23 protein-coding genes, 4 tRNA genes and 1 other annotated feature are annotated in these 22,892 nt (G+C 51.8%); of the genes, 7 read left to right on the forward strand and 20 right to left on the reverse strand.

Features of this window, described 5'->3' with window-relative positions:
• Positions 1-501: 501 nt before the first annotated feature.
• From clpB to rluD, 3 genes are all read right to left on the reverse strand, one after another.
• Positions 502-3,075 carry an ATP-dependent chaperone ClpB gene (clpB, locus tag F7Q90_RS11370; RefSeq protein ID WP_006120697.1) on the reverse strand — a complete coding sequence of 858 codons (2,574 nt, stop codon included), beginning with the start codon at positions 3,073-3,075 and terminating at the stop codon, positions 502-504.
• A gap of 125 nt (positions 3,076-3,200) precedes the next feature.
• Positions 3,201-3,932, reverse strand: coding sequence for a purine nucleoside phosphorylase YfiH (gene yfiH / locus F7Q90_RS11375; protein WP_006120698.1), 732 nt, complete (start codon positions 3,930-3,932; stop codon positions 3,201-3,203).
• Positions 3,929-4,909 (reverse strand): 23S rRNA pseudouridine(1911/1915/1917) synthase RluD, encoded by a 981-nt coding sequence (gene rluD, locus F7Q90_RS11380; protein ID WP_006120699.1) that lies wholly within the window; start codon positions 4,907-4,909, stop codon positions 3,929-3,931. Before rluD ends, yfiH begins: the two co-directional genes overlap by 4 nt.
• A 129-nt stretch (positions 4,910-5,038) precedes the next feature.
• Between rluD and bamD the strand changes: the two genes are divergently transcribed.
• The 4 genes from bamD (at position 5,039) to pheA (ending at position 7,788) form a co-directional block, all read left to right on the forward strand.
• On the forward strand, positions 5,039-5,770 hold the full coding sequence (gene bamD / locus F7Q90_RS11385) for an outer membrane protein assembly factor BamD (RefSeq protein WP_006120700.1): 732 nt from the start codon (positions 5,039-5,041) through the stop codon (positions 5,768-5,770).
• Positions 5,771-6,046: 276 nt separating this feature from the next.
• Entirely contained in the window at positions 6,047-6,379 is a 333-nt protein-coding gene (gene raiA / locus F7Q90_RS11390) for a ribosome-associated translation inhibitor RaiA (RefSeq protein ID WP_006120701.1), read from the forward strand.
• Positions 6,380-6,478: 99 nt separating this feature from the next.
• Positions 6,479-6,602 (forward strand) — a sequence feature (Phe leader region).
• The gene (locus F7Q90_RS26865) at positions 6,480-6,527 is read left to right on the forward strand and encodes a hypothetical protein (protein WP_193750318.1); all 48 of its coding nucleotides are present in this window, start codon (positions 6,480-6,482) and stop codon (positions 6,525-6,527) included. Its footprint overlaps the feature before it by 48 nt.
• A 22-nt stretch (positions 6,603-6,624) precedes the next feature.
• Entirely contained in the window at positions 6,625-7,788 is a 1,164-nt protein-coding gene (gene pheA / locus F7Q90_RS11395; RefSeq protein ID WP_006120702.1) for a bifunctional chorismate mutase/prephenate dehydratase, read from the forward strand.
• A gap of 36 nt (positions 7,789-7,824) precedes the next feature.
• Here pheA and tyrA read toward each other — a convergent pair whose 3' ends face one another.
• Together tyrA and F7Q90_RS11405 are read right to left on the reverse strand one after the other, a co-directional pair.
• Positions 7,825-8,946: a bifunctional chorismate mutase/prephenate dehydrogenase gene (tyrA, locus tag F7Q90_RS11400; RefSeq protein WP_006120703.1), complete on the reverse strand. Its 1,122-nt coding sequence runs from the start codon at positions 8,944-8,946 to the stop codon at positions 7,825-7,827.
• 6 nt (positions 8,947-8,952) lie between these two features.
• The gene (locus F7Q90_RS11405; protein WP_006120704.1) at positions 8,953-10,032 is read right to left on the reverse strand and encodes a 3-deoxy-7-phosphoheptulonate synthase; all 1,080 of its coding nucleotides are present in this window, start codon (positions 10,030-10,032) and stop codon (positions 8,953-8,955) included.
• Positions 10,033-10,316: 284 nt separating this feature from the next.
• Between F7Q90_RS11405 and F7Q90_RS11410 the strand changes: the two genes are divergently transcribed.
• On the forward strand, positions 10,317-10,844 hold the full coding sequence (locus F7Q90_RS11410) for a GNAT family N-acetyltransferase (RefSeq protein ID WP_006120705.1): 528 nt from the start codon (positions 10,317-10,319) through the stop codon (positions 10,842-10,844).
• A gap of 21 nt (positions 10,845-10,865) precedes the next feature.
• On the opposite strand, the gene F7Q90_RS11415 is transcribed toward F7Q90_RS11410, so the two are convergent.
• The 6 genes from F7Q90_RS11415 to ffh form a co-directional block, all read right to left on the reverse strand.
• Positions 10,866-11,420, reverse strand: a complete 555-nt coding sequence (locus F7Q90_RS11415; RefSeq protein ID WP_006120706.1) for a hypothetical protein — start codon at positions 11,418-11,420, stop codon at positions 10,866-10,868.
• Between the two features lie 397 nt (positions 11,421-11,817).
• Positions 11,818-12,165: a 50S ribosomal protein L19 gene (gene rplS, locus F7Q90_RS11420; protein ID WP_006120707.1), complete on the reverse strand. Its 348-nt coding sequence runs from the start codon at positions 12,163-12,165 to the stop codon at positions 11,818-11,820.
• Between the two features lie 42 nt (positions 12,166-12,207).
• Positions 12,208-12,969, reverse strand: coding sequence for a tRNA (guanosine(37)-N1)-methyltransferase TrmD (gene trmD, locus F7Q90_RS11425; RefSeq protein ID WP_006120708.1), 762 nt, complete (start codon positions 12,967-12,969; stop codon positions 12,208-12,210).
• 35 nt (positions 12,970-13,004) lie between these two features.
• On the reverse strand, positions 13,005-13,553 hold the full coding sequence (rimM, locus tag F7Q90_RS11430) for a ribosome maturation factor RimM (RefSeq protein WP_006120709.1): 549 nt from the start codon (positions 13,551-13,553) through the stop codon (positions 13,005-13,007).
• Positions 13,554-13,571: 18 nt separating this feature from the next.
• Entirely contained in the window at positions 13,572-13,820 is a 249-nt protein-coding gene (rpsP, locus tag F7Q90_RS11435; protein WP_006120710.1) for a 30S ribosomal protein S16, read from the reverse strand.
• Between the two features lie 142 nt (positions 13,821-13,962).
• Complete coding sequence (gene ffh / locus F7Q90_RS11440) at positions 13,963-15,324, reverse strand: signal recognition particle protein (protein WP_006120711.1); 1,362 nt, start codon at positions 15,322-15,324, stop codon at positions 13,963-13,965.
• A 167-nt stretch (positions 15,325-15,491) separates the two neighbouring features.
• Between ffh and F7Q90_RS11445 the strand changes: the two genes are divergently transcribed.
• Entirely contained in the window at positions 15,492-16,289 is a 798-nt protein-coding gene (locus F7Q90_RS11445) for a cytochrome C assembly family protein (RefSeq protein ID WP_006120712.1), read from the forward strand.
• 18 nt (positions 16,290-16,307) lie between these two features.
• Positions 16,308-17,603 carry an HlyC/CorC family transporter gene (locus F7Q90_RS11450; protein ID WP_006120713.1) on the forward strand — a complete coding sequence of 432 codons (1,296 nt, stop codon included), beginning with the start codon at positions 16,308-16,310 and terminating at the stop codon, positions 17,601-17,603.
• Positions 17,604-17,720: 117 nt separating this feature from the next.
• Here the strand turns inward: F7Q90_RS11450 and luxS are convergent, their stop codons facing one another.
• The 9 genes from luxS to csrA form a co-directional block, all read right to left on the reverse strand.
• Positions 17,721-18,236 (reverse strand): S-ribosylhomocysteine lyase, encoded by a 516-nt coding sequence (gene luxS, locus F7Q90_RS11455; protein WP_006120714.1) that lies wholly within the window; start codon positions 18,234-18,236, stop codon positions 17,721-17,723.
• Between the two features lie 151 nt (positions 18,237-18,387).
• Complete coding sequence (gshA, locus tag F7Q90_RS11460; protein WP_044242516.1) at positions 18,388-19,992, reverse strand: glutamate--cysteine ligase; 1,605 nt, start codon at positions 19,990-19,992, stop codon at positions 18,388-18,390.
• Positions 19,993-20,023: 31 nt separating this feature from the next.
• Positions 20,024-20,452, reverse strand: a complete 429-nt coding sequence (locus F7Q90_RS11465; RefSeq protein WP_006120716.1) for a YqaA family protein — start codon at positions 20,450-20,452, stop codon at positions 20,024-20,026.
• The gene (yqaB, locus tag F7Q90_RS11470) at positions 20,449-21,015 is read right to left on the reverse strand and encodes a fructose-1-phosphate/6-phosphogluconate phosphatase (RefSeq protein ID WP_044242548.1); all 567 of its coding nucleotides are present in this window, start codon (positions 21,013-21,015) and stop codon (positions 20,449-20,451) included. The genes F7Q90_RS11465 and yqaB overlap by 4 nt, the downstream gene beginning before the upstream one ends.
• 747 nt (positions 21,016-21,762) lie before the next feature.
• Positions 21,763-21,839: transfer RNA gene (locus F7Q90_RS11475), tRNA-Arg, on the reverse strand.
• A 187-nt stretch (positions 21,840-22,026) separates the two neighbouring features.
• Positions 22,027-22,103: transfer RNA gene (locus F7Q90_RS11480), tRNA-Arg, on the reverse strand.
• Between the two features lie 135 nt (positions 22,104-22,238).
• Positions 22,239-22,315 (reverse strand) — tRNA-Arg (locus F7Q90_RS11485).
• An 8-nt stretch (positions 22,316-22,323) separates the two neighbouring features.
• A tRNA-Ser gene (locus F7Q90_RS11490) sits at positions 22,324-22,416 on the reverse strand.
• A gap of 284 nt (positions 22,417-22,700) precedes the next feature.
• The gene (gene csrA / locus F7Q90_RS11495) at positions 22,701-22,886 is read right to left on the reverse strand and encodes a carbon storage regulator CsrA (protein ID WP_006120718.1); all 186 of its coding nucleotides are present in this window, start codon (positions 22,884-22,886) and stop codon (positions 22,701-22,703) included.
• Positions 22,887-22,892: the final 6 nt, after the last annotated feature.

Genomic DNA, 22,892 nt, shown 5'->3' on the forward strand with positions numbered 1-22,892 from the left:
GCCATGATCAAACTCTTCAATTTAAAGTTTGATTTGCTGCAACCAGTGCAGCGATGCTCAAGGAAAACGTCGTAATGAATTTCAATACGTGTTCACTCTTAAGACTTGATATTTTTTTGCGTCCGGATACGCGGATATCAATCCTGCGAGTGCCCACACAGATTGTCTGATAAAATGTTAAAGAGCAGTGCAACCAGCGGGTTAACCGTCTGTTGCGAGGTGGCGTATATTACGCTTTCCTCCTTCAGAGTCAACTTCTTTTTCAGAAGTTTTACTCCGGCGAAAACTCCGGGGAGTTCTCTGCTGAACACCGCGTTACGTAAGCCGTTGTGCCGTGTCAGTGGAGGCGCATTATAGGCAAATATTTTGGGCTGGCAAGGGGGTAATTCAAAGAAACTTCTCAACCGCTCACTTTCCAGGCAAACCGTCGCAGAAACCACCAATCCGGCCCGTTTCAGAAACAAAAAACGGGCATTACGCCCGTTTTTAACAGAGACAACCTTACTGATGTGCCGTAATGACGTCGTCTTTGACATCCATTTCTATCACTTTTCCCGGAACCAGTTGTCCGGAAAGGATCTGCTGTGCCAGCGGATTCTCTATCTGTTGCTGGATAGCGCGTTTCAGTGGACGCGCACCGTACACCGGATCATAACCGTTCTCACCCAGCAGCTTGATCGCGGCATCAGAGATATGCAGCTGATAACCGCGATCCTCCAGACGTTTGTACAACCGTTGCAGCTGAATCTGTGCGATAGAGGCAATGTGTTTTTCACCCAGAGGATGGAACACCACCACCTCATCAATACGGTTAACAAATTCAGGACGGAAGTGCTGTCCTACCACACCCATGACAACCCCCTTCATTTCGGCGTAGTTCAGATTGCCGAAACGTTCCTGAATCAGATCGGAGCCCAGGTTCGAGGTCATGATTACCACCGTGTTGCGGAAATCAACGGTGCGACCTTGCCCATCCGTTAACCGGCCATCATCCAGCACCTGCAGCAGGATATTGAAGACATCGGGATGCGCCTTCTCTATCTCATCCAGCAGAATCACCGAATACGGACGACGGCGAACCGCCTCGGTCAGATAGCCGCCCTCTTCATAGCCAACGTAGCCCGGAGGCGCCCCCACCAGCCGCGATACCGAGTGTTTCTCCATAAATTCAGACATGTCGATACGGACCATCGCATCGTCACTGTCAAACAGGAAGTTAGCCAGCGATTTACACAACTCGGTTTTACCCACACCCGTTGGGCCGAGAAACAGGAATGACCCGACAGGACGGTTTGGATCGGCCAGACCCGCACGGCTACGACGAATGGCATTCGACACCGCTTCGACGGCTTCATCCTGTCCGATAACGCGCGAGTGGAGCTCCTGTTCCATTCGCAGCAGTTTGTCTCGCTCCCCTTCCATCATGCGGGCAACCGGAATACCGGTCCAGCGCGCCAGCACATCGGCAATTTCCACATCTGTCACGCGATTGCGCAGCAGCTTCATGGTTTTGCCTTCAGACTGGGTGGCAGAAGCCAGTTGTTTTTCCAGCGCCGGGATTTTGCCGTACTGCAGCTCAGACATCTGCGCCAAATCACCAGAGCGACGCGCCTGCTCAAGCTGGAGGCGTGCCTGTTCCAGCTCCGCTTTAATATTCTGCGTACCGGTTAATGAGGCTTTTTCCGCTTTCCACTCTTCTTCCAGCTCAGCATATTCACGCTCTTTCTGATTCAGCTCCGCTTCGAGCATCTCCAGACGTTTCACGCTGGCATCATCAGACTCTTTCTTCAGCGCCTGCTGTTCCAGTTTCAACTGAATAATGCGCCGCTCCAGTCGATCCAGTGCCTCTGGTTTGGAGTCAATCTGCATACGAATGCTGGATGCCGCTTCATCGATCAGGTCAATCGCCTTATCGGGTAACTGACGATCGGCGATATAGCGGTGAGAAAGCGTGGCCGCCGCAACGATAGCCGGGTCAGTAATCTGTACATGATGGTGCAACTCATAGCGCTCTTTTAACCCGCGCAAAATGGCGATGGTATCTTCAACGCTTGGCTCTGCGACAAACACTTTCTGGAAACGACGCTCCAGTGCCGCATCCTTCTCGATGTACTGGCGATATTCATCCAGCGTGGTGGCACCGACGCAGTGCAGCTCACCACGTGCCAGTGCCGGCTTCAGCATATTACCGGCATCCATTGCGCCGTCCGCTTTGCCCGCGCCCACCATGGTATGTAACTCATCGATAAACAGGATGACGTTGCCTTCCTGTTTGGCCAGGTCGCTGAGTACGCCTTTCAGGCGCTCCTCGAATTCACCCCGGTATTTTGCCCCTGCCACCAGCGCGCCCATATCCAGCGCCAGTACACGGCGACCTTTCAGCCCTTCCGGCACTTCGCCATTGATAATGCGTTGGGCCAGCCCTTCAACAATGGCGGTCTTACCTACGCCGGGCTCACCGATTAACACAGGGTTATTTTTAGTACGGCGCTGCAATACCTGAATGGTACGGCGAATTTCCTCATCACGACCAATCACCGGATCCAGCTTGCCTTTCTCGGCACGCTCAGTGAGATCGATTGTGTATTTCTTTAACGCCTGACGCTGATCTTCAGCCCCCTGATCGTTCACGTTGTCACCTCCACGAAGTTGTTCTATCGCTTTGGTGAGCTTGTCGTTAGTGGCACCCGCAGACTTCAGAATGTCTGCCAGCGAGCCACGTGAATCCAGGGCTGCCAAAACAAATAATTCAGATGAGATAAAGTTGTCATTGCGCTTCTGTGCCAGCTTGTCGCACAGATTAAGCACTCTGATCAGGTCGGCAGAAGGTTGCACGTCGCCGTCGCTGCCTTCCACCTGGGGCAGACGATCGATAGCCTGGTCAATCTGCGTACGCAGAGAGGCCACGTCTATGCCGGTACAGGACAACAGCGGAGCGACCGATCCCCCTTCCTGTTTGAGCAGTGCGCTCATCAGATGCAAAGGTTCGATAAACTGGTTGTCGTGTCCCAATGCCAGAGACTGCGCGTCGGAGAGAGCAAGTTGAAATTTATTAGTAAGACGATCCAGACGCATAATTCCTCCCATTACAGGTCAAATGCTACTGGAGATTAAAATGAGGTCATCCCTCAAGTTTTCAAGGATAATGACCTGAGATATGAGTAAAAAATGCACTGCCTAGATCGTCTTATGGCGTAAGACTATAACAGCCAAATTAAAGTTGCCATACGCCCGGTGATCCCGTCCCGACGGTAGGAGAAGAAATTGTCGGGTTCACTGACGGTGCAGCGTGAATCTGCACTGACAGACTGGACCCCTGCGGCCTGCAGGCGTTGTCGGGCCAGATGCCAGATATCGGCAAAAAATTTATCTCCGACGGGGCGGAATGCATCCGCCGCACGCGGATCAATGTCCATGAATGCACGACGAACCTCCGCGCCGACTTCAAAAGCATCAGGACCGATCGCCGGCCCCAGCCAGGCATGGATTCTGTCGGGCGGCGCCTGAAACTGCGCCAGCGTATTTTCCAGCACGCCGCCACAAAGCCCACGCCATCCGGCATGTGCAGCGGCCACTTCACGCCCATCGTCAGAACAAAACAGCACGGGCAGGCAGTCAGCGGTCATCACAGCACAAACTACGCCCGGCTCACGCGTTATGCAGGCATCGGCTTGCCGCGGCTGAGGATCCATGCGGGCAGAGAGATGTTCAACGTCAGTTGAATGCACCTGATTCAGCCATTGCGGCATCGCGGGCAACGCTGCAAGCGAGACCAGTCGCTCACGGTTAGCACGAACATGTTCTGCTTTATCACCGACATGGCCCCCGAGATTCAGCGAGCACCAGTTTCCCTCACTGACGCCACCGTGGCGTAATGTCGAGACAGCTCGCACCTGCGCTGGCGCAGGCCATTGTGGGATAATCAGACTCATAACCAGTCCAGTTGATCCTTGAACATCTCTGTGTCGGCTTTCAGCGCGTCAATCAGATCGATCATATCCTGCGGAATGGCCGCATGAAACTCCATCTCAATACCCGAGATGGGATGATAAAGACGGAGCATCGTGGCGTGCAGTGCCTGACGATCAAAACCGCGTAAGGTCGCGATAAATTCTTCAGACGCGCCTTTTGGCGGACGCGGCCGGCCACCGTAGAGCGGATCGCCCACCAGCGGATGATTAATATGCGACATATGCACGCGAATCTGGTGCGTACGGCCGGTTTCCAGTCGCAGACGAAGCCGCGTATGGGCGCGGAAATGCTCCATAATGCGATAATGGGTCACAGCGGGTTTACCCATTGGATGCACGGACATATGCGTACGTTTCGTCGAGTGACGGCTAATCGGTTCATCCACCGTTCCCCCCGCCGTCATGGTGCCAATGGCCACCGCCTCATATTCACGCGTAATTTCACGACGCTGCAGGGCATCAACTAAATGCGTCTGCGCCGGTACGGTCTTCGCCACCACCATCAAACCGGTGGTGTCTTTATCCAGACGATGGACAATCCCCGCACGCGGAACGTCCACAATGGCGGGATAGTGATGCAGTAGTGCATTCAGTACCGTACCGTCGGGATTTCCCGCCCCAGGATGGACAACCAGGTCACGTGGTTTATTGATGACGATAATATCTTCGTCTTCGTATACGATATCCAGCGGGATGTCCTGGGGTTCCCAGCGCTGCTCCTCTTCGATCTCTGCATCAATCGTGACGCGCTCGCCGCCAAGCACTTTCTCTTTCGGCTTATCAATGACAGTGCCGTTAACACTGACGCGCTGGTTGAGAATCCACTCTTTTATGCGGGAACGTGAATAATCAGGGAACAATTCCGCCAAAGTCTGATCTAAACGTTGTCCGAGTTGTGACTCGGATACCGTTGCGGTGAGTTGAACTTGTTGTGCCATATACAGCTTCTTCGTTAACGTTGGGTTTTACGGCGATGCCGTTTAATATAATGTGCTATCGTACCTGGTCATTACCGGGAGCTATACGGACAGCTTCCGCCATAACATTTTGAGGATAATCACTTCGTCATGACGCGTATGAAATATCTGGTGGCTGCAGCCACACTGAGCCTGGCACTTGTTGGTTGTTCCGGCTCAAATGACGCGGTACCGGACAACCCGCCTTCTGAAATCTATGCTACAGCGCAACAAAAGCTGCAGGACGGTAACTTTAAAGCGGCGATTAAGCAACTGGAAGCGCTGGATAATCGTTACCCGTTCGGTCCCTATTCGCAGCAGGTTCAGTTGGATTTGATCTACGCGTACTATAAAAATGCCGATCTGCCCATGGCGCAGGCGGCGATCAGTCGCTTTATGCGTTTAAATCCTACGCACCCTAATATTGATTACGTCATCTATATGAAAGGTCTGACGGATATGGCGCTGGACGATTCAGCATTGCAGGGCTTTTTTGGCATTGACCGTTCGGACCGTGATCCTACGCATGCGCGCGATGCTTTCCGCGACTTTGCACAGCTGCTGCGCAGTTACCCGAACAGCCAGTATGCCGCTGATGCATACAAGCGTCAGGTCTTCCTGAAAGATCGTCTGGCTAAATATGAACTCTCGGTGGCGCAATTCTATACCAAGCGCGGGGCTTATGTCGCGGTCGTTAACCGTGTTGAAGGCATGATGCGCGATTATCCTGATACGCAGGCGACCCACGACGCGCTTCCGCTGATGGAAAATGCCTACCGTCAACTGCAGTTGAATGCAGAGGCCGATAAAGTGGCAAAAATTATCGCCGCCAATAACGGTTAATCAGCCTTCCTTTCCCGAAACAAAAAAAGCAGCCCTGAGGCTGCTTTTTTTTGCGCACAGAACAGGCAATATTGACACGTTGCCGCTGAGCTAACCTATCAACAATGCCTTGTTAATGCCCTGGCTTCAAGCCTTTTCGACCACATTCTCGCCCTTTCTAACAATTTGCCCTGGTTGACAAAAAGTGTCATTTTTTTGTGATCAAAATCACACAAATACAGAATTATCGCGCTATGCTGGATCTATTCCGACGGCAATCACAGAGAGGTAAGCATAATGATCGTGAACATTACCAGTAAGCAAATGGAAATTACTCCAGCCATCCGTGAACACGTCGAAGACCGCCTTGCCAAGCTTGAGAAATGGCAAACTGACCTGATTAATCCGCATATCGTCCTGTCGAAAGAGTCCAAAGAGTTTGTGGCAGACGCGACCATCAACACACCAAACGGTACCCTGGTCGCCAGTGCCAAACATGACGACATGTACACCGCTATCAATGATTTGATCGGCAAACTTGAGCGCCAACTCAATAAAGTCCAACACAAACCTGAAGCGCGGCGTGCGGCCAGCAGCGTGAAAGATTTCACGCCAGCAGCCGAAGAGTAGCCTCATCCCCGCTTTTCTGACGCGCCTCCGGGCGCGTTTTTTGTTGACAGCTTTTCGTGAGTACGGTTACTCTCAGGTCAGCTCAATTTTGGAACGCCTCATGAAAATACTGTCGTTTTTCTTCGCTTTCTTTTTTACCTTCCCCTGAACGGGAGGCCATTCGTCGTGTAAAAAGAAAGCGAAGACGAACAACAAAGCCTCCCAATCGGGAGGCTTTTTTATTGGATAGCTTACAGGTGAGCCTTATGACCCCGGACAATCCGCTTCTGGCGCTGCGTGAAAAAATCAGCGCCGTGGACGAAAAACTACTGACGTTACTTGCCGAACGGCGTTTGCTGGCTGTGGAGGTGGCAGAAGCGAAACTCGCCACCCATCGTCCTGTCCGTGATATCGAACGTGAGCGCGCGCTGATCGAACACCTTATTGTGCTGGGCAAAAAGCATCAGTTAGATGCGCATTACATTACCCGTCTGTTTCAGTTAGTCATTGAAGACTCCGTGCTGACACAGCAGGCATTGCTGCAAAAGAACCTGAACCATCCGCATGCACAGGCTGCGCGCATCGCGTTTTTAGGGCCAAAGGGCTCTTATTCTCATCTGGCTGCGCGACAGTATGCTGCCCGCCATTTCGACAGCATGGTGGAATGCGGTTGCCTGAAATTCCACGACATTATTAAACAGGTTGAGAACAACGCGGCAGACTACGCTGTCCTGCCCATCGAAAACACCAGTTCCGGCTCCATCAATGATGTTTATGACCTGCTTCAACAGACCAATTTGTCGATTGTCGGTGAAATGACGTTGCCCATTGAGCACTGCATGCTGGTGAGCGGCCCGAGCGACCTGGAACAAATCGAAACGGTTTACAGCCACCCACAGCCTTTCCAGCAGTCCAGCCACTTTATCAACCGTTTTCCACACTGGAATATTGTTTACACAGAAAGTACCGCCGCCGCGATGGAAAAAGTGGCCGCGCTCAACTCGCCGAAGGTTGCGGCTATCGGCAGTGAGGCCGGAGGTGAGCTTTATCAGTTACGCGTGCTTGAGCGCCATCTGGCTAACCAGCAGCAGAACCATACTCGCTTTATTGTTCTGGCACGCAAACCTATTGATGTCTCCGATCAGATTTCGGCCAAAACCACGCTGATCATGGCAACCAGTCAACAGGCAGGTGCACTGGTTGACGCCCTTTTGGTCCTGCGCCAGCACAATCTCATCATGAGCAAGCTGGAATCCCGTCCAATTAACGGCAATCCCTGGGAAGAGATGTTTTATCTGGATGTGCAGGGTAATTTGCAGTCTGAGAAAATGCAGCAGGCACTGGAAGAACTTCGCGCCATGACGCGTTCACTGAAAGTTCTTGGCTGCTATCCCAGTGAGAATGTGATTCCTGTGGAACCCAAGCAATAGAAATGAAAAAGGCATCCGGTTGGATGCCTTTTGCTTTTAAGGACGGCTGTCGTTAGCCGATCGCAGTAAGCTTCTGCTTTCAACCAAAAAGCGTTTTGCGTGATCGCCAAACCAGGCCTCAACCCGATTGAAGCTGGCGATAAAGGCGTGCTTATCGCCTTGTTCCAGCAAAGCAATCGCTTCGCCAAATCGCTGATAATACCGCTTGATAAGATTCAGGTTATTTTCAGACGACATTATGATATCCGCATAGAGCTGGGGATCCTGAGCAAACAGGCGCCCAACCATTGCCAGCTCCAGCCGGTAGATAGGCGATGACAACGCCAGCAGTTGGTCAAGATTGACGTTCTCTTCCGCCAGATGCAGCCCATAAGCAAACGTCGCAAAATGGCGCAGGGCCTGAATAAAGGCCATGTTCTGATCGTGCTCTTCCGCACCGATACGATGGAGGCGCGCGCCCCAGACCTGGATCTGCTCCAGAAACCACTGGTAGGCTTCCGGTTGTCGCCCATCACACCAGACCACAACCTGCTTGGCCAGGCTGCCGCTGTCAGGCCCAAACATTGGATGCAGACCCAATACTGGCCCGCGATGTGCGGCCAGCATCGCCTGCAAAGGGCGATGTTTAACCGAGGCAAGATCCACCAGAATGCAGTCATCCGGCAAGGGAGGAAGCCGGTTAATCACCGCCTCTGTCAGATGAATAGGGACACTGATCATCACCATACCGGCATCCGCCAGCAATGTATCCGCCTTGTCCCAGTCATCTTTGTCCAGCGTCTTTACCGCATAGCCAGACAACGTCAGCATTTTATTGAACAGGCGCCCCATCTGCCCTTCACCGCCGATAATCACGATTGGGCGAAGCGCAGGACACAATGTTTTAAAACCTTTATCGTTTTCGCTGGCGTAAGATTCACGCATCACCCGGCGTAATACGTCTTCGATCAAGTCCGCAGGAACACCGAGGGCCTCAGCTTCTTTACGACGCGACGCCAGCATCGATGCTTCACGTTCAGGGACATAGACCGGCAAACCATGGCGGCTTTTGACTTCACCCACTTCAGCGACCAGTTCCAGACGTTTTGCCAGCAGATCCAGCAAAGCTTTATCTACCGTATCAATTTGTTCACGTAATGCGTTTAGTTCCGCGACCATTACCTATCAGACCTCGTGTGAAAAACGCGCCGCCAGCGCCCCTTGTAGCTCATGATGCATGCCACGCAGTAAATCTTCGGTAACCTGCCAGTTAATGCAGGCATCCGTGACGGAAACACCGTACTTCATCTCGCTGCGCGGCTGCTCAGAAGACTGGTTGCCTTCATGGATGTGACTTTCCAGCATCAAGCCAATAATTGAGCGGTTACCTTGTTTGATTTGCGCAACGGCAGATTCCGCTACGCCGGGCTGACGGCGGTAATCTTTATCGGAGTTACCATGGCTGCAATCTATCATTAAGGCCGGACGGAGTCCCGCTTTTAGCATGGCGGCTTCGCACTGCGCCACATCTTCAGGGATGTAGTTGGGCGCTTTTCCTCCGCGTAAAATGACGTGGCCATCCGGATTACCCTGCGTTTGCAGCAGGCAGACCTGGCCCGACTGATTGATCCCGACAAACCGGTGAGGCATCGCCGCCGCACGCATGGCATTAATCGCCGTGCCCAGGCTGCCATCAGTCCCGTTTTTGAAGCCAACCGGCATGGAGAGTCCTGACGCCATCTCACGGTGCGTTTGCGATTCCGTTGTACGCGCACCGATCGCCGACCAGCTGAAGAGATCGCCCAGATACTGTGGGCTGTTAGGATCCAGCGCTTCCGTAGCTAAAGGCAGGCCCATGTCGACCAGATTAACCAGCAATTCACGTGCAATGTGCAGCCCTGCTTCCATATCAAATGAGTTATCCATGTAAGGATCGTTGATCAACCCCTTCCAGCCAACGGTTGTGCGGGGTTTCTCAAAGTAGACGCGCATAACAAGATAGAGTTGATCACTCACCGTTTCGGAAAGGGTTTTTAAACGACGCGCATAATCAAGAGCGGCTTCTGTGTCATGAATAGAGCAAGGACCGCACACCACTAACAGGCGAGGATCGCGACCGGCAATGATATCGGCAATGGTCTGGCGCGATGCCGCGATTTGCGCCTGCTGCGCAGGGCTTAACGGAAACTTGGTTTTCAGCTCTTCAGGGGTGATCAACACTTGTTCATTTGCAATGTGAACATTGTTTAGCGCGTCTTTTTGCATCTTGCTGTCCTTTACACTCATTTATGCGTTTACAGGATCCTCACAGAGGATGTGGCACTACTGTACCATAACTGATACACGAAACAATGCTGGATGTACACTTTATTTACCACCACCCATAAAATTCTTGGCAAAATAAATTAAATACCTCTAAAAACAATATATTAATAAAAAACAAATGAACTCAAACTCCACTGAATATGTAAACTTTTATATACACACAAGAATTTTACGTGGCGGTATCGCCTGTTAAGATAAGCGCATTCCCACAGAGAGGCAGAAATATGGTTCAGATCCCACCAACAATCCGGCTACGTCCTTTTCAGTTAAACGATGTCGAGGCATTTACCGCGGCGGTAAATGCCTCACTTGATACCCTTTTGCCCTGGATGAGCTGGGCACACGAAAACTATCAGCCTCATGAGGCTGAAAGCTGGATTCGCTTTACCCACTTACAACGGGCGGTACGAGAATCAGAAGAGTTTGCGATTGTGGATGCGCAGGATCGTCTGTTAGGCGGTGCTGGTTTTCGTTTTGCCAGCGAGCCGGGCACGTTGTGTTCCCTCGGTTACTGGGTGCGCAGCAATGCACAGCGCCAGGGCGTGGCTACGCAGGCGGTGAAGTTATTACTGGAATTTGGCTTTGCGCGGCCGGATGTGCAGACAATCGAACTGCTGGCGGTGGAGAACAACTATGCCAGCCGGCGAGTGGCAGAAAAAAGCGGTGGGCGCTTTATCGATTACCGTTATGGCTTAATTGTCCTGGACAGCGGGCCAGTAAACGCGGCGATCTATCATTTTCAGCGCCCCTGATGTCAGGTCAGCCGGGCGTTCTCAGAGGCTATAAGCCTCAACATAAGCCATAAGCCAGTCGTCAACGGTCATGCTTTCATTTGTCCGCCAGACAATAACCATGCCGTACTCAATCCGGTCCAGTTCGAATGCGCGTAACTCTCTGTAAAAATGACTATAACCTTTAATAAATCGCCCATCGCAGGATTCCACATCAACACGTTGGTATACGACCTTGCCCTCATAGTCAAAATAACTGAAGCCGATCTCTTTCATGTTCAGCCAGGGCATATCCACATCGACTAACGGGATATGCGGCTTAACTGCCGTGGCTTTCTGCTTCTTACGCGCCATTTCCTTTCTGTGTTCACGGCCAGCCCAGACAATGATGAGGTTCAGCGCCACCAGAATCAGGGCCGGACCATATAATCCAATGGCGAGAAACAGGGGAAACAACACGAACACCATGAGGGACCACAGCACGGTCAGAATGCGGCAAAGCCATAGATTGCTGTTGCCTTCCAGCGCATAGCGGGCTGAACGAAATGAGGCGATGGAAAGTAAAAACCCAGAAAGAAAAAAAAGCGCGTCCTTCACAACCTGTCCTTATGATAATGCGCACCTTCCCGGCAACCCCTCTCATGGGCGAGACGACGAAAATCGGGAAGGCAATATTTATGCAGCCGCTCATGACAGCGTGCTTTTATTTTGCAGTACGGCCCTGTCTTCAACGCGCGAACGGCGGGACACATGTTACCTGAAAACACCGGCAGAGACGCCATCCCTTGCTGACGGGAGTGACCGTGATCGTCCTTCACGCCGGGATTCGTCATCCTAAACGACAATCAGCCCTGTCAGGCCGACAGACCCGGACTGCGGGCTGCATCGGGTAAGTCTTTTCTGTAAAAGCGTTTCTCTGGCAATAAAAAAAGGGGCTGGCATGCTGCCAACCCCTTGTTTGCTATTAACTTTTAGATGTCGCGTTAGCGATACCTTAGCTAAGACGCTCTTTGATACGAGCAGACTTACCAGTACGCTCACGCAGGTAGTACAGTTTGGCTTTACGCACAGCGCCACGACGTTTAACAGCGATGCTGTCAATTACCGGAGAGTGAGTCTGGAAGACACGCTCAACGCCTTCGCCGTTAGAAATTTTGCGAACAGTGAATGCAGAGTGCAGACCGCGGTTACGAATAGCGATAACCACGCCCTCGAATGCCTGCAGACGTTTTTTAGAACCTTCAACGACCCATACTTTCACTTCCACGGTATCACCCGGACGGAAGGAAGGTACGTCCTGTTTCATCTGCTCTTGTTCAATTTGCTTAATAATGTTGCTCATAATTAAATCTCTTATCCTGGGTAAACTGATAGTCAGGGAAGATTACTCTTCCGCATCATCGTTTTGTTGCTGGTGTTCCTGTTGGAACGCCTTAAGCAACCTTGCTTGCTCTTCAGTCAGAGCCAGGTTTTCCAGAAGTTCAGGTCTTCTCAGCCAGGTACGGCCTAGCGACTGTTTCAGGCGCCACTGGCGAATATCGGCATGGTTGCCCGACAGTAATACTGGCGGAACCTCCATCCCTTCTAACACTTCAGGTCGGGTATAGTGTGGACAATCCAGCCATCCCTCCGAGAACGAATCCTCATCGGCTGACGCCTGCTTGCCGAGTACTCCCGGAATGAACCGGGCGACTGCGTCAATCATCGTCATTGCAGGCAGTTCCCCACCGCTGAGAACGTAATCACCGATTGACCATTCTTCATCAATTTCGGTCTGGATTACGCGCTCATCAATCCCTTCGTAGCGACCACAAACAAGAATTAACTTGTCGCGTGACGCCAGTTCGCAAACGCCCTGTTGGTCCAGTTTGCGCCCCTGAGGTGAAAGATATATCACCCTGGCACCCTCTCCCGCCGCTGCTTTCGCTGCGGAGATGGCATCCCGTAAAGGTTGTACCATCATCAGCATTCCCGGTCCGCCACCATAAGGACGATCGTCCACAGTACGGTGCCGGTCGTGCGTGAAGTCACGTGGACTCCAGCTTTGAACGCTGAGCAGGCCATTTTTTACTGCCCGGCCAGTTACCCCGTAATCGGTAATAGCGCGAAACATTTCTGGAAACAGGCTAATTACACCAATCCACATTGTTTTCGCCGTTACGTTACCGTTTGATTCGGAGATCAAAAACCAGGATCCCAATCTACTTCAATAAGGCCAGTAGCGAGATCGACTTTCTTGATAACCTGTTCATCAAGAAACGGAATTAACCGCTCCTGTACACCAAACGCATCTTTCAGGTTTGCCTTCACGACGAGAACGTCGTTCGAACCGGTTTCCATCATATCGATGACTTTACCCAGCTCGTAGCCTTCAACGTTGACCACCTTGCAACCCATCAGGTCTTTCCAGTAGTACTCACCGTTTTCCAGCGCAGGCAGTTGCGTCGAGTCGACCTGAATTTCGCAATTGGTCAACTGTGCCGCCGCATCCCGATCGTCAATGCCTTTGACTTTGATGATCAGGTCCTGATTGTGGTGCTTCCAACTATCCAGTTCCACCTGCTGCCATTTACCGGCGCGCTGGATAAACCAGGGTTGGTAGTCAAAGATGCTTTCAGCGTCTTCAGTGGAGGAAAACACTTTGAGCCAGCCGCGAATGCCGTATGCAGCGCCCATTTTGCCCAATACAATCGGGTTAACAGGTGCCTGTGCGGCAAGTTGTCTGCTCATGCTCACCACCGTGACAGATTAAGCTGCTTTCTTTGCTTCTTTGATCAGCGCGTTAACGCGATCAGAAAGCGTTGCGCCCTGGCCAACCCAGTGCTCGATACGATCCAGATCCAGACGCAGTGCTTCAGCCTGACCAGAAGCGATCGGGTCGAAGAAACCTACGCGCTCGATGAAGCGACCGTTGCGTGCATTGCGGCTGTCAGTAACGACGACCTGATAGAACGGACGCTTTTTAGCGCCGTGACGTGCCAAACGAATTGTTACCATAACATCCTCTTCAGTTAATAAAAGACCCGGCCCCCATCGAGGAACGGGGTCCGGGTGCTGTATAAAAAGCCCTAAAATTTTACTCATTTTGGCGCAAAAAGCAACCTAAACTGAGCCATCCCAGGCTTTTTTGTGGAACCCCTTAGCGTCCAGGGAAACCTGGCGGCATCATACCTTTCATGCCGCGCATCATTTTCGCCATTCCGCCCTTCTTCATTTTCTTCATCATCCGCTGCATGTCGTCGAACTGCTTTAATAAGCGGTTAACGTCCTGCACCTGCATACCGGAGCCGGTGGCAATACGGCGCTTACGTGAGCCTTTGATGATTTCTGGTTTTTCGCGCTCTTTGCGCGTCATCGAATTGATGATGGCTTCCATGCGCACCAGCACTTTGTCATCCATCTGCGATTTCACGTTGTCAGGCAGTTGCCCCATGCCCGGCAGCTTGCCCATCAGGCTCGCCATTCCGCCCATGTTGCGCATCTGCTTCAGTTGCTCAAGGAAATCATTGAGATCAAAACCGTCGCCGGTTTTCAGCTTCTTCGCCAGTTTTTCCGCTTGCGCGCGGTCAACTTTGCTCTCGATATCTTCAATAAGCGAGAGGACGTCGCCCATACCAAGGATGCGTGAGGCGATACGGTCCGGATAAAACGCTTCCAGCGCATCGGTCTTCTCGCCCATCCCCATAAACTTGATTGGCTTGCCCGTGATATGGCGAATCGACAGCGCGGCACCGCCGCGCGCGTCACCATCCACTTTCGTCAGGATAACCCCAGTCAGCGGCAGCGCTTCATTAAAGGCCTTCGCGGTATTCGCCGCATCCTGACCGGTCATGGCATCCACGACAAACAGGGTTTCAACCGGATTAATCGCGGCATGAACCTGTTTAATCTCGTCCATCATCGCTTCGTCTACGTGCAGACGACCTGCGGTATCCACCAGCAATACATCGTAAAACTTGAGTTTGGCTTCACGCAGCGCGTTGTTGACGATATCAACAGGCTTCTGGCTCAGATCGGACGGGCAGAAATCCACCCCCACCTGCTGTGCCAGGGTTTCCAGCTGTTTGATCGCCGCCGGGCGATAAACGTCCGCGGACACCACCAGCACTTTTTTCTTGTGCTTTTCACGCAGGAATTTACCCAGCTTACCCACACTGGTGGTTTTACCCGCACCCTGCAGGCCCGCCATCAGCACGACAGCCGGCGGCTGCGCGGCCAGATCCAGCGCGTTATTTTCTGCGCCCATCGCCGCAACCAGTTCATTGCGGACGATTTTGATAAATTCCTGCCCCGGCGTCAGGCTTTTATTGACGTCATGGCCCACCGCGCTTTCTTTTACGCGGTTAATGAAATCCCGCACCACCGGCAGCGCAACGTCAGCTTCCAGCAACGCCATGCGCACTTCGCGCAGCGTGTCTTTGATGTTGTCTTCAGTCAGCCTTCCGCGGCCGCTGATATTGCGCAGGGTTTGCGACAAACGATCGGTTAAATTGTCAAACATTGTCTCTCACTTAAAAAAAATCGCGAGGCGCCATATCGGCAGAATGCGGCGGATTATAACACGAAGCCGAGCCGATCTCTTCAATTCCACCTCAGATCGTTTGGAGCCTGCTTCGCCTGGCGCTATACTGCCCTTTTCCTTTATCTGACTGATGCCTGAAAGGAACTATGTCCGTTTTCGCGATTGTGGCGCTGTTCGCCTACTCCCTGAGTCTTGCACTCATCATCCCCAGCCTGTTGAAACGTCAAAGCGGCTGGCGTCGGTTAGCTGTGCTGTCGGCCTGTGTGGCGCTTGTCACCCACGCCGTCGCCCTGCAGCAACGAATTTTCGCTGTCGATGGCGGGCAAAACCTCAGCCTGCTGAATATTGGTTCGCTGGTCAGCCTGCTGATCTGTGCCATTATGACCATTGTTGCCTCACGGAATCGTGGCTGGTTACTGCTGCCGATTGTCTACAGCTTTGCCTTAATTAACCTGGCTTTTGCCACATTTGTACCGAACGCATTCATTACCCATCTTGAAACAACGCCAGGCATTATGATCCACATTGGCCTGTCGCTGTTTGCCTATGCCACGCTGATTATTGCAGCGTTGTATGCATTACAGCTGGCATGGATTGACTACCAGTTGAAAAACAAAAAGCTGGCCTTCACGCAGGATATGCCACCGCTGCTGACCATTGAACGGAAGATGTTCCACATCACCCAGGTCGGCGTGGTGTTACTGACGCTGGTGCTGTGTACGGGCCTGTTCTATATGCACGATCTGTTCAGCGCCGAGAACGTGGATAAAGCCGTGCTGTCCATTATTGCCTGGTTTGTCTACATCGTTTTGCTCTGGGGCCACTATCATGAAGGCTGGCGCGGTCGCCGTGTGGTGTGGTTCAACTGCAGCGGCGCTGTGCTGCTGACGATGGCTTATTTCGGCAGTCGCGTGCTTCAGCATCTGCTTATTCACAGTTCTTAATCAAAAGGAAGTTTTGCGGTGGAACATGTTTCGACCACGACCCTGATTGTCACGCTCATCATCATGGTGTTGGTTTCAGCCTACTTTTCGGGTTCTGAGACCGGCATGATGACGCTCAATCGGTATAAATTGCGTCATCAGGCAAAAAATGGTCACCGCGCCGCCCGCCGCGTTGAAAAGTTGTTAAAGCGTCCCGATCGCCTTATCAGCCTGGTGCTCATCGGGAATAACCTGGTCAATATCCTTGCGTCCGCCATTGGCACCATTGTGGGAATGCGCCTGTATGGTGACGCCGGTGTGGCGATTGCGACGGGTGTTCTGACCTTTGTCGTGCTGGTTTTTGCCGAGGTGCTCCCTAAAACCGTTGCTGCACTTTATCCAGAAAAAGTCGCCTATCCCAGTAGCTTTCTGCTGGGTCCGCTGCAGTACGTTATGCTGCCGCTGGTCTGGTTACTGAATACCATTACGCGTCTACTGATGCGTCTTGTCGGCATTCGGGCAGAGGGGGCTATCAGTTCCGCGTTAAGTAAAGAGGAACTGCGCACTATCGTTTATGAATCACGTACGCACATGTCCCGACGCAACCAGGACATGTTGCTGTCCGTACTGGACCTGGAAAAGGTCAGCGTGGACGATATTATGGTGCCACGCAATGAAATCGTCGGCATCAATATCAATGACGACTGGAAATCCGTGATTCGTCAGCTCAGCCACTCACCGCACGGTCGTATTGTACTGTTCCGCGACTCACTGGATGACTGCGTGGGCATGCTGCGCGTGCGTGAAGCCTGGCGCATGATGACGGAGAAAAAAGAGTTCACTAAAGAGATGTTGCTGCGTGCCGCTGATGAAATTTACTACATCCCGGAAGGCACTCCGCTTAATACGCAGTTGGTGAAGTTTCAGCGCAACAAGAAAAAGACCGGTCTGGTCGTTGATGAATATGGCGATATTAAAGGGTTAATCTCTATCGAGGATATTCTGGAAGAAATTGTCGGGGACTTCACTACCTCGATGTCGCCGTCACTGGCCGAAGAGGTCATGCCGCAAAACGATGGCTCGGTGCTCATTGAAGGCAGCGCCAATATTCGTGAGATCAACAAAGCTTTTAACTGGCAGTTACCCGAGCAGGAAGCGCGCACGATTAACGGCATGCTGCTGGAGGCGCTGGAAGAGATCCCCACCGTTAATACACGAGTCCGGGTGAATCATTACGACGTCGATATCCTGGATGTGCAGGATAATATGATTAAGCAGGTGCGCATTACGCCACAGACGCCGCTTAAACAGTCTGTAGGCTCCAGAGCAGAATAAAGCCGCCTTTTAGGGCGGCTTTTTATTGGCCTGGCTCCTGCTTTTTGCATAAACGGCGAGCCGTAACCCAATAAAAAACGCCGCGTATGCGCGGCGTTTTTGTGAGAACAGCCCAGACTAGATGTGCAGCTCTTTCAGCTTTTCAGCAGGCAGTTTCAGATCGTCATTGTGGTTAACGCCGATCTCCTGTGCCAGCACATTACGGGCAATTTGCTGCGCTTCATCCAGCGAATGCAGCTTGTAACTTCCACACTGGTATTCATTCAGCTCAGGAATCTGGTTCTGATCTTTCACTTTCAGCACATCTTCCATCGCGCCTTTCCAGGCCTGTGCCACACGTTGCTCATCTGGCGCACCAATCAGGCTCATGTAGAAGCCGGTACGGCAACCCATAGGTGAAATATCGACAATTTCTACGCCATCACCGTTGAGGTGGTTACGCATAAAACCTGCAAACAGATGCTCAAGCGTATGGATGCCACGTTCAGTCAGAATATCGATATTGGGGCGACAAAAACGCAGATCGAAAACGGTAATCGTATCGCCATGCGGCGTCTTCATGGTTTTTGCAACACGCACGGCGGGCGCGGCCATGATGGTATGATCTACAGTAAAACTATCCAGTAATGGCATACGTCACCTCTTAGTCTGAAAAATTTTTTATGAACGATGAAACTTTTCCGATCGCCCAGCGTCTGAATATATGAAAGACGCGCATTTGTTATCATCCATCCCTGACAACAGAGATGTTAATTTGGCCACAGTGATGTGGCCTTTTTCTTTTCTACCCTTCCCGGCTGGCCAGATAGGTTTCAAAATCCAGCGTATCACTCACTTCGAGCTGCTGTTGCGCCGCAACAGATGCCTGCGCCTGTTGCGCAAAGTCCTCTGGCTTTAACACTTCCAGCGGCTCATTAACCAGCAACTGACGATACTGTTCCGCCAGCATAATCCCCGTGCCCGTTACGCCGTGTTCTTTCATGGCATTCAGAATACGCGCCGAATAGGTTAGCTCAGGATCGTCAAAGGATGCTACCAGTTCATCGCAGACCTGCTGATATTCAGTGGTGCCCTGATTACTGTCCAGCGCTTCTGCGACGCGGCGCAGGTCGGCGAACAAGGTTTTGCCCACCTCGCGCAGTGAATATTCCGCCTCACCACATCCTACCGCAATCTTCAGGTCAGGCTTACGTCCTTCCAGCACCACGCGGTTCCAGTTCTGCCGGCTACATTGTAATTCATCAGCGCTCATTTCAGGCGCGTCTGCCAGCGTGCACCAGATCAGGAACAGATCGAGGAAGCGGACCTGATTCTCATCCACACCAACAGGTGAGAAGGGATTAATGTCCATGGAACGCACTTCAATGTACTCAATACCACCCCGTAACAACGCATCTGATGGAGCTTCTCCGGAACGAGTAACGCGTTTCGGACGAATCGGCGCATAGAGTTCATTTTCAATCTGCAATACGTTGGTATTCAGCTGTAACCAGTTGCCCTCAGCATCCCGGGTGCCCATCTTCACAAAGTCTTCTGAAGGCGTTTTAATCGCTTTTTTCAGTGCGCTGACGTAACCCTCAAGGGAATTAAAGGTAATGCCCAATGCGCTTTGTGACTTGTTGGTGTAGCCCAGGTCGCTCAGACGTAACGATGTCGCGTAAGGCAGCCACAGCGTGCCTTTGTCATCGTGTTTAAACGGCAGTGCGCTTTCTTTGCCCTGCAGGAAGCTGGAGCAGATAGCGGGCGATGCGCCAAACAAATAAGGAATGACCCAGCCAAAGCGATAATAGTTACGAATCAGGCGCAGATAGCCCGCAGAAATCGTCTCTTTACCACTTTCGTAATCTTTTACGTCTGCCCATGCCTGCCAGAACGACAGCGGCAGAGAGAAGTTATAGTGAATACCGGAGATGGTTTGCATCAGCGCACCATAGCGGTTTTTAAGCCCCTGGCGATACAGCGTTTTCATCCGACCAATATTCGATGTGCCATACTGCGCCAGCGTAATCTTATCGGCGTCCTCAATCAGGCAAGGCATACTGAAAGGCCACATGCGTTCGTCACCGAGCTCATCCGCAACATGGCGGTGGACATCGCGCAGAAACGCCAGCATATGATCAATGCTGTGATCAACTGGGGTAATGAACTCCAACAGCGTCTCAGCAAAGTCAGTGGTGATCCAGTCATGCTTAAGCGCCGATCCGAGCGATGCAGGATGCGCAGTCGTTGCAAGATGTCCATCCGGCTGCACGCGCAACGTTTCACGTTCGATGCCACGACCAATGCCTTTTAGTGCATCAGGATGCGCCTCCAGCCAGGATAACGCTTTTGATACGTCGGGGATCACATTAACCTCCGGCTGTGTGAATAATTTATTTTTGTTCAGCATAGTGTTAACCCTAGCCCCGAATCTGTACGAATCAATGCCACCATTCCATGCCCTGTAATGTGGCGGTCGCAATAACGATGTAACGCAGAGTTTTGCCAATCGCCAGAAACAGCACAGTGGGTAGCCAGGCAAAACGCAACCAGCCTGCAAGCACGCAGAGCAAATCACCCACTACCGGCAACCAACTCAATAACAAAGCCGCCGGCCCAAGCCGCTGCAACCATGCCATTGCTGTTTCATGCCATCGCCCCTGACGTTTTAACGGCAATAAGCGACCCAAAATTATGTTGGTCAAGCCACCCAAGGTATTCCCTAACGATGCGACTCCAATCAACCCGTAAACTGATGCGCTTTTCGCGATCAGCAATGCAACCAACAGCGCCTCTGAACTACCCGGAAGTAGCGTCGCACTAAGAAAGCTGCTGCTCAATAAAGACAGATATGCCAGCGTCTCGCTCACAGCAGACGGACATCAACCACGGCCATACCTGCGGCTTTCGCTGCCTGTACGCCAAAATCTGCGTCTTCAAATACCACACAACGCGCCGGTTCAACGCCCAGTAATGCCGCACAGCGCAGGAACGTCTCGGGCTCCGGTTTGTGATGCTCGACGTCATCCGCCCCAACCACCGCCGAGAAGAGATCTCTGACACCCAGATGATTAAGAAGTGCATCTGCCATGGCGTGCTGGCTACCGGTGCCAACAGCCAGTGGTCGACGTCCGTGATAAGCCTTAACGACGTCCATTAACGGAAGCGGCTGGACATTTTCCAGCAGCATCGCTTTCACTGCCGCCGTTTTTTCTGCGGCAAGCAGATAAGGATCGTGATCGGCGTTATTGGTTTCGACAATTAGCTGCGCCAGCCGCCATGATGGCGCACCATTGAAATCCATCATGCGCGCTTCATCAAACGTTAAGCCATAACGCGTCAGCACCTGACGCCACGCTTTTCGATGTGTCGGTTCTGTATCAAGAATAGTCCCGTCCATATCGAAAATCAGGGCGTCGTATTGATCGTAGATTGTCACAGAGGACCTCCAACAAATGAGCCACTACTTTAGCTGAATGTGCGTAGGTTGTCGCCAGGCGGGATGAACAGCAAATGCTTTGAAAGCATTAGCTATTTTAGTTTTCAGATAAAGGTGATCGTGATGGAAAGCCTGTAACCCTTCGAATTTCCAATGGTTTTAGCAGGAAAGCAGAACGTAAGCATTATGTTAAGAAAGCCGAAGTGCCTGCCATCCGGGACAGAAAGTTTACGTCGCGATAAACACGATATTCCTTACAAAATCAGCCTGATCGAGAGGAATTCAATACTATGTTTATGACTAAAACAGTTAAGTTGGCGTTCTGGATTGCGACGGTAAGGCTGGATGTTACGCACCTGCTGCACCAGGAAGGCGTTGAATGAAATACACGACGCCAATCCTTGCTTTTGCGTTTAGCACGCGTGGCGAGGTTGTGTGGACTGTCAGGTGGAGCGCAGAGAGAAGGCGTTTGAAGATTAATCGCTATACACCGGGAGGATGATTCGGCTCGCGCCTTACCCTTCGGGCCGTTGCTGACGCAACGCTGGTTCTGACTGACAGATTGAATGGCTTACAGACCAGGAACACATGTTCGTACTGAAAAGTAGGGTGCATCCGGGAGGATGATTCGGCTGACGCCTTACCCTTCGGGCCGTTGCTGTCGCAACGTTATCCTCTCTGGTTCTGACTGACAGACTGAATGGCTTACAGACCAGGAACACACGTCCACACTGAAAAGTGTGGTGCATCCGGGAGGATTCGAACCTCCGACCGCTCGGTTCGTAGCCGAGTACTCTATCCAGCTGAGCTACGGATGCATTTAGAAAGCTTTATGGGACGGCAGAAATCAACCTGGGGATAATACGAAGAATGGTGTATCCGGGAGGATGATTCGGCTGGCGCCTTACCCTTCGGGCCGTTGCTGTTGCAACGTTATCCTCACTGGTTCTGACTGACAGATTAAATGTCTTACAGACCAGGAACACACGTCCATACTGGAAAGTATGGTGCATCCGGGAGGATTCGAACCTCCGACCGCTCGGTTCGTAGCCGAGTACTCTATCCAGCTGAGCTACGGATGCATTATGAAATTCTTGTACAACGCAGGGTGCTAACGACTCACCATGAAGGAATTGCTAATTCACTTTACAACTCTGTTCCGATACCGTTCTCTGCTGGCGTGTAGCCTTGCATCAACGTGTCCATATTCAACAATATGGTGCATCCGGGAGGATTCGAACCTCCGACCGCTTGGTTCGTAGCCGAGTACTCTATCCAGCTGAGCTACGGATGCATCGGAAATGGCGGTGAGGGAGGGATTCGAACCCTCGATACAGCTTTTGACCGTATACTCCCTTAGCAGGGGAGCGCCTTCAGCCTCTCGGCCACCTCACCTTACGCGTTCTTCCGAACTGTGCTTCTGAACTTTGTTTCCGCTCATCGGCACTGCGTGGCGCACATATTACTTTCCCGGACTTATAAGTCAAACAATTTTTCGGAAGGTTTTTTCTGTTTGCACAAATGACAGGCAATTGGGACAAAATGACGGCAAAAAGAGTGAATAATCAACAATGAAAGATGATGAAGTTAACAAAAATGGGCGATAAACAGAAAAAAGGAAATTAAGCGGCGGGAGGAAAAAGGGGAGCGTCTCGCACAGGTGCGAGACGCAGAATCTGTCAGACGTTAGTTTGTTGCGTTTTTTCGGCCTGGATGCGCTGGTAAATCTCTTCGCGATGCACAGACACTTCTTTGGGTGCGTTAACACCAATACGGACCTGGTTACCTTTGACGCCCAGCACCGTTACAGTCACCTCATCGCCAATCATGAGGGTTTCACCAACTCGACGAGTTAGAATAAGCATTTTTTG

The organism is Pantoea stewartii subsp. stewartii (genome assembly GCF_008801695.1).
GTDB classification, from domain to species: domain Bacteria; phylum Pseudomonadota; class Gammaproteobacteria; order Enterobacterales; family Enterobacteriaceae; genus Pantoea; species Pantoea stewartii.

Excerpts from the sequence above, each read along its gene's own strand:
- clpB (WP_006120697.1), bottom strand. The coding sequence starts at position 3,075 with ATGCGTCTGGATCGTCTTACTAATAAATTTCAACTTGCTCTCTCCGAC.
- yfiH (WP_006120698.1), bottom strand. The coding sequence starts at position 3,932 with ATGAGTCTGATTATCCCACAATGGCCTGCGCCAGCGCAGGTGCGAGCT.
- rluD (WP_006120699.1), bottom strand. The coding sequence starts at position 4,909 with ATGGCACAACAAGTTCAACTCACCGCAACGGTATCCGAGTCACAACTC.
- bamD (WP_006120700.1), top strand. The coding sequence starts at position 5,039 with ATGACGCGTATGAAATATCTGGTGGCTGCAGCCACACTGAGCCTGGCA.
- raiA (WP_006120701.1), top strand. The coding sequence starts at position 6,047 with ATGATCGTGAACATTACCAGTAAGCAAATGGAAATTACTCCAGCCATC.
- pheA (WP_006120702.1), top strand. The coding sequence starts at position 6,625 with ATGACCCCGGACAATCCGCTTCTGGCGCTGCGTGAAAAAATCAGCGCC.
- tyrA (WP_006120703.1), bottom strand. The coding sequence starts at position 8,946 with ATGGTCGCGGAACTAAACGCATTACGTGAACAAATTGATACGGTAGAT.
- F7Q90_RS11405 (WP_006120704.1), bottom strand. The coding sequence starts at position 10,032 with ATGCAAAAAGACGCGCTAAACAATGTTCACATTGCAAATGAACAAGTG.
- F7Q90_RS11410 (WP_006120705.1), top strand. The coding sequence starts at position 10,317 with ATGGTTCAGATCCCACCAACAATCCGGCTACGTCCTTTTCAGTTAAAC.
- rplS (WP_006120707.1), bottom strand. The coding sequence starts at position 12,165 with ATGAGCAACATTATTAAGCAAATTGAACAAGAGCAGATGAAACAGGAC.
- trmD (WP_006120708.1), bottom strand. The coding sequence starts at position 12,969 with ATGTGGATTGGTGTAATTAGCCTGTTTCCAGAAATGTTTCGCGCTATT.
- rimM (WP_006120709.1), bottom strand. The coding sequence starts at position 13,553 with ATGAGCAGACAACTTGCCGCACAGGCACCTGTTAACCCGATTGTATTG.
- rpsP (WP_006120710.1), bottom strand. The coding sequence starts at position 13,820 with ATGGTAACAATTCGTTTGGCACGTCACGGCGCTAAAAAGCGTCCGTTC.
- ffh (WP_006120711.1), bottom strand. The coding sequence starts at position 15,324 with ATGTTTGACAATTTAACCGATCGTTTGTCGCAAACCCTGCGCAATATC.
- F7Q90_RS11445 (WP_006120712.1), top strand. The coding sequence starts at position 15,492 with ATGTCCGTTTTCGCGATTGTGGCGCTGTTCGCCTACTCCCTGAGTCTT.
- luxS (WP_006120714.1), bottom strand. The coding sequence starts at position 18,236 with ATGCCATTACTGGATAGTTTTACTGTAGATCATACCATCATGGCCGCG.
- gshA (WP_044242516.1), bottom strand. The coding sequence starts at position 19,992 with ATGCTGAACAAAAATAAATTATTCACACAGCCGGAGGTTAATGTGATC.
- csrA (WP_006120718.1), bottom strand. The coding sequence starts at position 22,886 with ATGCTTATTCTAACTCGTCGAGTTGGTGAAACCCTCATGATTGGCGAT.